Origin of the sequence: Marinitenerispora sediminis, from assembly GCF_003336425.1 — a bacterium.
Classification (GTDB): Bacteria; Actinomycetota; Actinomycetes; order Streptosporangiales; family Streptosporangiaceae; genus Marinitenerispora; species Marinitenerispora sediminis.
The window spans coordinates 1-9,568 of record NZ_QEIO01000176.1; the positions used below are offsets into that span (position 1 = coordinate 1).

A 9,568-nucleotide genomic window follows, 5' to 3' on the forward strand; every position below is an offset into this window, starting at 1 on the left:
GGCCCCGGTCCGTCAGGCGTCGGCGGGGCGGACCTGCGCGAGGGGCGCGGCGGCGCTCTGCTCCAGGTGGGTGAGGTCGGAGGCGATGGTGGCGAAGGTGAAGCCGGCCTCGAACCGGCGTACGGCGGTCGCGCCGTCGGGGCTGTGCGCGCCGGCGGCGATGCCGGCCGCGGCGGCCGCGGCGGCGACCCGCTTCATGGCGTCCTGCAGGGCGTCGGCGACGTCCGGGTCGCCCGGCCACCGGGCGCCCAGGGCGAGGGCGAGGTCGGAGGGACCGACGTAGACGGCGTCCAGCCCCGGGGTCGCGCAGATCTCCTCCACCGCCTCCAGCGCGGCGGCGGTCTCGATCATGACGACGCAGGCCACGGCATCGTCGGCCTCCGCGGGCACCGGGCCGACCCGCAGCGCGGAGCGCATGGGCCCGTAGCTGCGGACGCCGTGCGGCGGGTAGCGGGTGGCGCGCACCATCGCGGCGGCCTCCTCGGCGGAGTCCACCAGCGGCACGATGACGCCGCGCGCCCCCGCGTCCAGCGCCCGGCCGACCCACGCGGGGTCCTTGGCCGGGACCCGCACGAGGCCGGCGGCCCGCCCGCGCGCGTCGACCGCGGTGAGCGCGGAGAGCGCGCCCGCGTAGTCCAGCAGCCCGTGCTGCACGTCGATTCCGACGTAGTCGTAGCCGAGGCCGGCGATGCGCTCGGTGCCGACCGGGTTGTCGCACACCACCCAGTACCCGACCAGCTGCTCCCGCCGGCGCAGGCGGGCGGTGAAGTCCTCCGCTGTCGTGGCGCCCATGCTCAACTTCCCCTTCCTCCGAATGTTCTTCGCTGCCTCGTCCTCGGCCCGCGCGGGGCGGCCTCGGATCAGCGGTTGTACGCGGGCGCGACGCCGCGCAGCCGCTCCCACACCCGGTCGCACGCGGCGCGCACGTCGTCGGGGAGCGGCCCGCCCCGCGCGGCCCCGATGTTGGACGCGAGGTGCTCGACCTTCGACGAACCGAGCAGCACCGCGCCCACGTCGGGGTTGCCGAGCAGCCACCGGAACGCGAGCTCCGGCAGGGTCTGCCCGGAGTCGGCGGCGACCGCGCCGAGCTCGGTCACGGCGTCGAACAGCTCCCGGTTCCAGTAGCGCCGCCGGTACATCTCGCCGAGCCCGGACTCGGTTCCGAACCTGCCCTGCGCCGGGGTCTCCTCGAACACGTGCTTGCCGGTGAGCAGGCCGCCGCCCAGCGGGTTGTACACGATGTCGGTGATCCCGGCGGTGCGGGTGAACTCCTGGTACTCGTCCTCGATGCGCCGGCTGAGCAGGTTGTACAGCGGCTGGGAGACGACCGGGGCGGGCAGGCCGGCGTCGGCGGCGATGCGGCGCAGCTCGGCGATCTGCCACGCCGCGTAGTTGGAGACGCCGACGTGGCGCACCTTGCCCGCCTCGACCAGCCGGCCGAGTTCGGCGAGCGTCTCGGCCATCGGGGTGGCGCGGTCGGGCTGGTGCAGGTAGTAGACGTCGACGTGGTCGAGGCGCAGCCGGCGCAGGCTGGCGTCGAGGCAGCGGCGGATCGCCTCGGGCGCGAGCGGCGGGAGGTCCCCGGCGTCGGGGTTGGGCATGCCGACCTTCGTGGCGACGAGGAACCGGTGGCCGGACCGCGCGGCGAGCAGGTCGCCGAGCAGGCTCTCCGACGCGCCCCCGGCGTAGCCGTTGGCGGTGTCGAGCATGGTCACACCGGCGTCGGCGGCGATGTCGAGCATGCGCGAGGCGTCGTCGCGGCCGACCTGGGCACCGAACGTCATGGTGCCGAGGACCAGGCGCGAGACGCGCAGATCGGTGCCCGGGACTTCCACGTGGCCGATGCCCGGATCGGTGTCGGTCATGAGATCGGACTCCTTGTCAATCGCCATGCGCTCGGTGTGCGCCGGGTCGCCTACCACTCGGAAATATGCTCGTAACGCGCATCACACTGCCACTCTTGCGTGAAACGCGCAAGGTGGATAGCGTGCTTTTCGTGCGATCCGTTCGAGGAGTCCGCCCGACGAACAGGAGTCCGATGCCGGCCGATCCCACCGACCTCCTGCTGGTGGCGGACGACCTCACCGGCGCACTCGACGCGTCGGTCCCCTTCCGCGCGCGCGGCATGGCCGCCACCGTTCACCTGGACAGCGGCGCCTACCCGCTACCCGGACCCCCGTCCCCGGGCGCCGCCGTCACCGTGGTGGACACCGACACCCGGCACGCCGACGCCGTCGCGGCCGACGCGGCCGTGCGCGCGGCCCTGCGCGGCGCCGCGCCCGCCGCCACCGTCGTCAAGAAGGTCGACTCCACCCTGCGCGGGCAGGTGCGCGCCGAACTCGCGGCGCTCCTGGACGAGCGTCCGGGACCGCTCGTGCTCGCGCCGGCGTTCCCGCGCGCCGGGCGCACCACGGTCGACGGAGTGCAGTACGTCCACGGCCGCGCCCTGCACCGCACCGACGCCTGGGCGAACGAGCCCGCCGCGCCGCCCGCCGACATCGCCGGACTGCTCGCCCCGCTCCCGGTCGAACGGGTGCCGCTCGGCACCGTGCGCGCCGATCCGCGACTGCTGCGCGCGGCGCTGCTGCGCGACCCCGGCCGGCCCCGGGTGCTGCTCTGCGACGCCGAGACCGAGGACGACCTCGACCGCATCGCCGCCGCCGGGCACGGCGGCGACGGCCCCGGAGCGGCGCTGTGGGCGGGGGCGGCCGGACTCGCCGCCGCGCTCGCCCGCCTGCTGCCCCCCGGAGCGCCGCCCGCCGGCGACGCCGCCGGCGGCGCGCGGGAGCCGGGACGCGCCCTCGCCGTCATCGGCAGCGCGAGCGCGGTCGCCCGCGAGCAGGCCGACGCCCTCGCCGCCGCCGGCTTCACCGCCGTCACGCTGGATCCGCACGAGCTGCTGGACGCCGACGCCGCCGCTCTGGAGGTACTCGCGGCGAAGGTGGCCGGCACGGCCGCGGCCGGCGACACCGTGGTCCGCATCGACGCCGGCCGCCGGGTCGGCCCGCACCTGGCCCGGCGGCTGTCCCGCGGACTGGCCGGCGCCGTCCGCGAGGCGCTGTCCGGCGCCGGCCTCGTGCTCGTCACCGGCGGCGAGACCGCCCGGGCGGCCCTGCCCGCGGCCGGCGTCGCGGCCCTGGAAGTCATCGCCGAGCTCGAACCCGGGACGGTCCTCAGCGAGGCGCGCGCCGGCCGGCGCGCACCCCACGGCGCGGCGCCGCGCCACATCATCACCAAGGCGGGCGGCTTCGGCGACGCGCACTCCCTCACGCGCGCCGTGCGGCTCTGCCGGTACGGAAGGACACCCCTGTGAGCACACCCATCATCGCCGTCACCATGGGCGACGGCGCCGGAATCGGCGCGGAGATCACCGTCAAGGCGCTGGCCGACCCCGACGTGTCGACCTGGTGCCGCCCGCTCGTGGTCGGCGACGCCGCGCGGCTCGCCGCCGCCGCCCGGCTCTGCGGGGTCGACGCCGAGGTGCGCCCGGTCGCCGGCCCGGCCGAGGCCGAGTTCCGCCCCGGGCGGATCGACGTGGTCGACCTCGGCCTGCTGCCCGCCGACCTGCCGTTCGGCCAGCTCTCCCCGGTCGCCGGCGAGGCCGCCTACCAGTACGTCCGGCGCGCCTGCGAACTCGCGGTCGCCGGCGAGGTCCAGGCCATCTGCACCGCTCCCCTGAACAAGGAGGCGCTGCACGCGGCCGGCCGGCGCTACCCCGGGCACACCGAGCTGCTGGCCGCCCTCACCGGAACGCCCGAGGTGTCGATGATGCTGTCCACCGCCAAGGTGCGCGTCATCCACGTGACCACGCACATCGGACTCATCGACGCCATTGAGCTGATCGACCCGGGGCTGGTGGCCCGCACCATCCGGCGCGGCCACCGCACGCTGCTGGACGCGGGTATCGCGGAGCCCCGGATCGCCGTGTGCGGCATCAACCCGCACGCCGGTGAGAACGGCCTGTTCGGGCGCGGCGAGGAGGGCGAGAAGATCGAGCCCGCCATCGCCGAGTGCCGGGCCGAGGGCATCGACGCCCAGGGGCCGCTGCCCGCCGACACCGTGTTCTTCCGCGCCGGGCGCGGGGACTTCGACCTCGTGGTCGCCATGTACCACGACCAGGGGCACGGCCCGGTGAAGATCCTCGGGCTGGAGGCCGGCGTCAACATCACGGTCGGGCTGCCGGTCATCCGCACCTCCGTCGACCACGGCACCGCCTTCGACATCGCCGGGACCGGCAAGGCCGACCACCGCAGCCTGATCGAGGCCCTGCGCCAGGCCGCCGCACTGGCGCCGAGCCCGGCCGACTAGGAGCGCCCGTCCCGTCCCTTCCGGGGGGAGGCGGATGCCCCGGCACGGTGGACCGGCCCGGGCACGGCCCCGGGAGGGGAGCGGTGCGCGACGCGGAACACGGACGCCGGCGTCGGCTGGTGACCGCCGCCGTCCTCCTGCCGGTCCCGGTGGCGATCCTCGGTCGCGACCACCTGACGGGGGTGCCGCATCCACGGCGCAGCGCAGCGGCGTTCACCTCGCCGTCCACGGGGGTGGTCGCGCGCGGGCCCTCCAGGCGCCGACGGCCCTCGAACCCCCGTGCCGCGTCGTGCTCACCGAACCGGCCTGGCCCCGCTGGGCGGGAACGGAGGCGTGGGCGGTCGGCAGGACGAGCGCGGACAACGTCACCGGCCGCCGCGGTCCCGGCCGGATCGGCGCCCTGGCGTTCCGGCGGTTCTCCTGCTTCGTGGAGCTGCCGGGGGAGTACCGGCCCGAGCCGCGCGGGAACCTCTGCTCCAACCGCCTCGACGTCCACTGGCTCACCCCGCCGCCGTTCCCGGACGCCTGGGAACAGGAGGGGACCACGGCGTGCGGACCCGCCGCCACGCGGACGCGGCGTGCGGTGCGCCTCCCAGCGCGGGGTGCGCCGCGTTTCCCGCGGGTACGCGGCGCCGTTCGACCCCTGGGCCCGCCTGGAGGGCCCCCGGCCCCTGGCCGCAGGGACGGGGCCGCCGAGCGCCCGCCCCCCCGTGCCGCCCCCGGCCTCGACGTGGCGGCGGTCCCGGCCGGGTGACCCGGTCGCCCGCGTGCGCCCGGGGCGTCAGGTCCGGTATACGTGGGAGTCCCCGGAGGTTCCGGGTGAACCGAGCGGGTCCGCACGGGGACGAAGGGCCGGAGGATCATGCGGCAGAGCACGCGCGTGTACCAGACCCTGCGGGAGGAGATCCTCGACTGGCGGCTCGCGCCGGGGACGGTGCTCACCGAGGTGGACATCGCCGAGCGGCTCGCCGCCTCGCGCACCCCGATCCGCGAGGCGCTCGCCCGCCTGGTGCGCGAGGGCCTGGTCAGCTCGCTACCCGGGCGCGGCCTCATGGTGGCCGAGGTCTCCGTGGACGGGGTCGCCCAGCTCTTCCAGATGCGTGAGGCCCTGGAGACCTACGCCGCCCGGCTGGCCGCGCGCGGCGGCGACCGCCGGACGTTCGAGGACCTGCACGTCCGGCTGCGTGAAGCGCGCGACGGGATGGCCCGCCGCCCCGAGCCCGCCGACGGCTTCGCCGGCTACTACGCGCTGATCCAGGAGTTCGACGAGGCGATCGACGCCGCCAGCGGCAACCCCTACCTGCGCGCGGCGCTGCACGACCTGCGCGGCCACCTCGTGCGGCTGCGCCGGCTGGCCCGGCGCAGCCCGGCGCGCATGCTGCGCGCCGCCGGGGAGCACGTCGACATCTGCGCCGCGATCCGCGACGGGGACGAGGACCGCGCTGTGCGGGCCGTGGCCGCGCACCTCCACAACAGCCTCGACAACACCCTGGCCGCCCTGGTCGAGGAGGTCGCCGGCGCGGCGCTGCTCGGTGTGGCGCCCGCGCCGCGCGGCTGACGCGGCGGCGCGCCCGCCGCGGCTGGCCGTCACCGTGCGTGACGTTCCCCGCGGAGCTGGCACCCGCCCGGTTTCGGTCTTATTGGTTGGTTATTGGACGTAAATCAACCCCGGCAATCCATTGCGGAACTGCGGTAACGCGGAGGTAATCTGCGGTGCGCGTCACCGTGCATGTCCCGTCACATTCCCATGTGCGTACACGGCGCGTACACGCGCGCCCGGCCGGGGCGCGCGGGTCCGTGATAGGAGGCCGGTCCCACGATGCTCGTCGCCCTCGGGTTCCTCATGATCGGAACGTTCATGTTCCTGATCATGACGAAGAAGCTGACGCCCGTCGCGGCCCTCATCATCGTCCCCACGGTCTTCGGGCTGATCGCCGGCGCGGGACTGGGCCTCGGCGACATGGTGATGGAGGCGATCACCGACCTCGCGCCGACGGCCGCGCTGCTGATGTTCGCCATCATCTACTTCGGCATCATGATCGACGTCGGGCTGTTCGACCCGCTCATCCGGTTCGTGCTGCGGGTGTTCGGCGACGACCCGGCCAAGGTGGTGGTCGGCACGGCGGTGCTCGCCGGAGCCGTGTCGCTGGACGGCGACGGCTCGACCACGTTCATCGTCACGACCTCGGCGCTGCTCCCGGTCTACCTGCGCATGGGGTTGAGCCCGGTCGTGCTCACCTGCGTGGCCGGACTGGCCAACGGCGTGCTGAACGTCGTCCCCTGGGGCGGGCCGACGGCACGCGCCGCCAGCGCGCTCGGCCTGGAGCCGACCGACATCTTCGTTCCCATGATCCCCTCGGTGCTCGCCGGCCTGGGGGTCGTGCTGGTGTTCGCCTGGCTGCTCGGGCTGAGCGAGCGCCGACGGCTGCGCGCCGCCGGGACCTCCATGGCCGCGCCGGTGGCGGTCGGTGCCGCGGCCCGCCCCGGCGGCGCGGGAGCCCCGGCCGGCGGCGGGTCCGGCGGCGCGCCGGGCGTCGGCGGCTCGGAGCGGGGCATGGCCGACACCGCGCTCGACCCCGACCGGCCGACCCTGCGCCCCCGCCTCATCTGGTTCAACCTCGCGCTCACCGCGGCGATCATGGTGCTGCTCGTCCTCGAACCGATGCCGATCCCGACCCTGTTCATGATCGGCTGCGCGATCGCGCTGGTGGTCAACTTCCGGCACGTCTCCGACCAGCTCAAGGAGCTCAGCGCGCACGGCTCCAGCGTGGTCTCGGTCGTGGCGATGGTCATGGCCGCGGGCGTGCTGACCGGCGTCCTCAACGGGACCGGCATGGTCGACGCGATGTCGCGCTGGCTGGTCGGCGTCATCCCCGACGCGATGGGCCCCTACCTCGCGGTCATCACCGGCCTGCTCAGCCTCCCCGGCACGTTCTTCATGAGCAACGACGCCTTCTACTTCGGCATCCTGCCGGTCCTCACCGAGACCGCGGCCAACTACGGGATCACCCCGGTCGAGATGGCGCGCGCCTCCATCGTCGGCCAGCCCGTCCACATGCAGAGCCCGCTGGTGCCGGCCATCCTGCTGCTGGTCTCGCTGGCCAAGGTGGACCTCGGCGACCACCACAAGAAGGTGCTCTGGCGGGCCGCGGTCGCCTCCCTGGCCATGCTCGCGGTCGGCGTGCTCACCACGGTCATCCCCCTGGGCTGACGCCTGCGGCGGCCTACCAGGCGAACGAGAGGAGAACCGAACATGGAGCCGACCCCGCCCGCGGCCGGCGAACCCGCCGCCGCGCCCCGCGGCCGCGCACCGGGCGTCATCGTGCTGGCCCACCTCGACGGCGCGGAAGGGCGCTCCGCCCTGGAGCAGACCATCGGCGAGGCGCACCGCCGCGGTGCCCGCGTCGTGGTCGTCAGCTACCGCACCGACGCCCCGGCGTCGCCCGCCTACGCCAGCCCGGCCACGCTGGACGCGCTGCGGGCGCGGCTGGCCGGGGCGGGCGTGCCGCACGAGATCGTCCGCGCCGAGACCGACCCCGCCGACCAGCTGCTCACCCTGGCCGAGTCCACCGGCGCCGAGCTGCTGGTGCTGGCCCTCCGGCGCCGCTCCCCGGTGATGAAGTTCTTCATCGGCAGTATCGCCCAGCGCGTCATCCTGGAGGCGCCCTGCCCGGTGCTCGCGGTGAAGTGACCGCGGGCGGTGCCGCGCGCGGGCAGCGGCCGGCACGGGCCCCGGGCGGCGCGCGCCCGCACGGCTGAGTGCCGCGTCCGCCGCCGCGTCCTCCTCGCCGGCGTGGCCGCCCGCCTGCTCAGCCGCCGAGCGGGGGCAGGTCGCCGGTGCCCGGATTCGGTGCTCTCGGCGCTGTTCGCCCGGACATCCGCCCCCACCCGCGCCTCCGCCCGGTGCCGTCGGCTCCGGCCGTGCCGGCGGCCGCCCGAGGTACCGGCAGGTACGTTGATAGGCTCCCGACCGAGTGAACCGGTTCAGTGAGCCGGCGGGGAGCGGCCAGGGAGGGGCAGACGTGCGGCGTCCGACGATCGCCGACATCGCCCGGGCCGCCGGGGTGTCGAAGGGGGCCGTCTCCTACGCGCTGAACGGCCGCCCCGGCGTCTCGGAGGCGACCCGGGGACGCATCCTCGCCATCGCCGAGGAGCTGGGGTGGGCGCCGAGCAGCGCCGCGCGTGCGCTGTCCGACGGCCGGGCCGGAGCCGTCGGACTGGTCGTGGCCCGGCCGGCCGACGTACTCGGGATCGAGCCGTTCTTCATGCGGCTGATCTCGGGGATCCAGAGCGAACTGGCCGGCGGCCCGACGGCGCTGACCTTCCAGATGGCCGGCGACCTGGCCGCCGAGACGGCGACCTACCGGCGGTGGGCCGCCGAGCGGCGGGTGGACGGGGTGCTCCTCGTCGACCTGCGGGTGCGCGACCCCCGGGTCGACCTGCTCACCGGCCTGGCGCTGCCGGCGGTGGTGATCGGCGGACCAGACGGCGTGGGCGCCCTGCCGTGCGTGTGGTCCGACGACGCCGCGGCCGTGCGCGAGGTGGTGCACTACCTCGTGGCGCTGGGGCACCGCCGGCTCACCCGGGTGGCCGGCCCGCCCGAGTTCGCGCACACGGCGGCGCGCTCGGCCGCGTTCGCCGAGGTCGCCCGGGAGCTGGGCCTGGAGCGGGCCGAGACCGTGCACGCCGACTACTCCGTGGAGGACGGCGCCCGCGTGACCCGTCGGCTGCTCGCCGCGGTGCCGCGGCCCACCGCGCTGCTGTACGACAACGACCTGATGGCGGTGGCCGGTCTCGGGGTGGCCCAGGAGATGGGCGTCGCGGTGCCCGCCGAGCTCTCCGTCGTCGGGTGGGACGACTCCGCGCTGTGCCGGCTGGTCCGGCCCGCCCTCACGACGGTGAGCCGCGACGTGGTCCGGCACGGCGCGGAGGCGGCGCGGATGCTGCTGGCCGCGGTGGCGGGTGGACCGGTGCCCAGCCGGCGCGCGCCCGCGGCGGCCCTGCGCCCGCGCGGCAGTACCGGTCCGCTGGAGCGCCCCTGACCGGCCGGCGGGGCGGCGGTTCGCGCACCCGGGCCGGCGCCGCGGCCCCGGTCACGGAAAGGTAACGCCGCGTTGGCGGGGCATTGACGCTCTTTTTGTGACGTGTTTCACTGAGGCAACTTATCCGGTTCAGTGACAGTGACCGGACGCCCCGCTCCCGCTGTGCCGACGCCCCCGCGTCGCCGGCCTCCTCCGCCCGTCCTCCCCCGGCATCCCCC

General features: G+C 75.7%; 8 protein-coding genes. 6 read left to right on the plus strand and 2 right to left on the minus strand.

Features of this window, described 5'->3' with window-relative positions; all coding sequences use genetic code 11:
- Positions 1-12: 12 nt before the first annotated feature.
- Together DEF28_RS23450 and DEF28_RS23455 are read right to left on the minus strand one after the other, a co-directional pair.
- Positions 13-792 (minus strand): HpcH/HpaI aldolase family protein, encoded by a 780-nt coding sequence (locus DEF28_RS23450; protein ID WP_114446229.1) that lies wholly within the window; start codon positions 790-792, stop codon positions 13-15.
- A gap of 68 nt (positions 793-860) precedes the next feature.
- A complete protein-coding gene (locus DEF28_RS23455; RefSeq protein ID WP_199493477.1) occupies positions 861-1,892 on the minus strand; it encodes an aldo/keto reductase in 1,032 nt (343 codons plus the stop codon).
- A gap of 146 nt (positions 1,893-2,038) precedes the next feature.
- Between DEF28_RS23455 and DEF28_RS23460 the strand changes: the two genes are divergently transcribed.
- From DEF28_RS23460 to DEF28_RS23490, 6 genes are all read left to right on the plus strand, one after another.
- Complete coding sequence (locus tag DEF28_RS23460) at positions 2,039-3,313, plus strand: four-carbon acid sugar kinase family protein (protein ID WP_158562907.1); 1,275 nt, start codon at positions 2,039-2,041, stop codon at positions 3,311-3,313.
- Positions 3,310-4,308: a 4-hydroxythreonine-4-phosphate dehydrogenase PdxA gene (pdxA, locus tag DEF28_RS23465; RefSeq protein WP_199493479.1), complete on the plus strand. Its 999-nt coding sequence runs from the start codon at positions 3,310-3,312 to the stop codon at positions 4,306-4,308. Before DEF28_RS23460 ends, pdxA begins: the two co-directional genes overlap by 4 nt.
- A gap of 862 nt (positions 4,309-5,170) precedes the next feature.
- On the plus strand, positions 5,171-5,866 hold the full coding sequence (locus DEF28_RS23475) for a GntR family transcriptional regulator (protein WP_114400225.1): 696 nt from the start codon (positions 5,171-5,173) through the stop codon (positions 5,864-5,866).
- 261 nt (positions 5,867-6,127) lie between these two features.
- Entirely contained in the window at positions 6,128-7,519 is a 1,392-nt protein-coding gene (locus DEF28_RS23480; protein ID WP_114400226.1) for a CitMHS family transporter, read from the plus strand.
- A gap of 42 nt (positions 7,520-7,561) precedes the next feature.
- On the plus strand, positions 7,562-7,999 hold the full coding sequence (locus tag DEF28_RS23485) for a universal stress protein (protein ID WP_114400227.1): 438 nt from the start codon (positions 7,562-7,564) through the stop codon (positions 7,997-7,999).
- Between the two features lie 331 nt (positions 8,000-8,330).
- A complete protein-coding gene (locus DEF28_RS23490) occupies positions 8,331-9,350 on the plus strand; it encodes a LacI family DNA-binding transcriptional regulator (protein ID WP_114400228.1) in 1,020 nt (339 codons plus the stop codon).
- Positions 9,351-9,568 lie beyond the last annotated feature (218 nt).

What these genes read in the sequence shown, in the direction of transcription:
- DEF28_RS23450 (WP_114446229.1), bottom strand. Translation starts at nt 792, where the DNA reads ATGGGCGCCACGACAGCGGAGGACTTCACCGCCCGCCTGCGCCGGCGG.
- DEF28_RS23455 (WP_199493477.1), bottom strand. Translation starts at nt 1,892, where the DNA reads ATGGCGATTGACAAGGAGTCCGATCTCATGACCGACACCGATCCGGGC.
- DEF28_RS23460 (WP_158562907.1), top strand. Translation starts at nt 2,039, where the DNA reads ATGCCGGCCGATCCCACCGACCTCCTGCTGGTGGCGGACGACCTCACC.
- DEF28_RS23475 (WP_114400225.1), top strand. Translation starts at nt 5,171, where the DNA reads ATGCGGCAGAGCACGCGCGTGTACCAGACCCTGCGGGAGGAGATCCTC.
- DEF28_RS23480 (WP_114400226.1), top strand. Translation starts at nt 6,128, where the DNA reads ATGCTCGTCGCCCTCGGGTTCCTCATGATCGGAACGTTCATGTTCCTG.
- DEF28_RS23485 (WP_114400227.1), top strand. Translation starts at nt 7,562, where the DNA reads ATGGAGCCGACCCCGCCCGCGGCCGGCGAACCCGCCGCCGCGCCCCGC.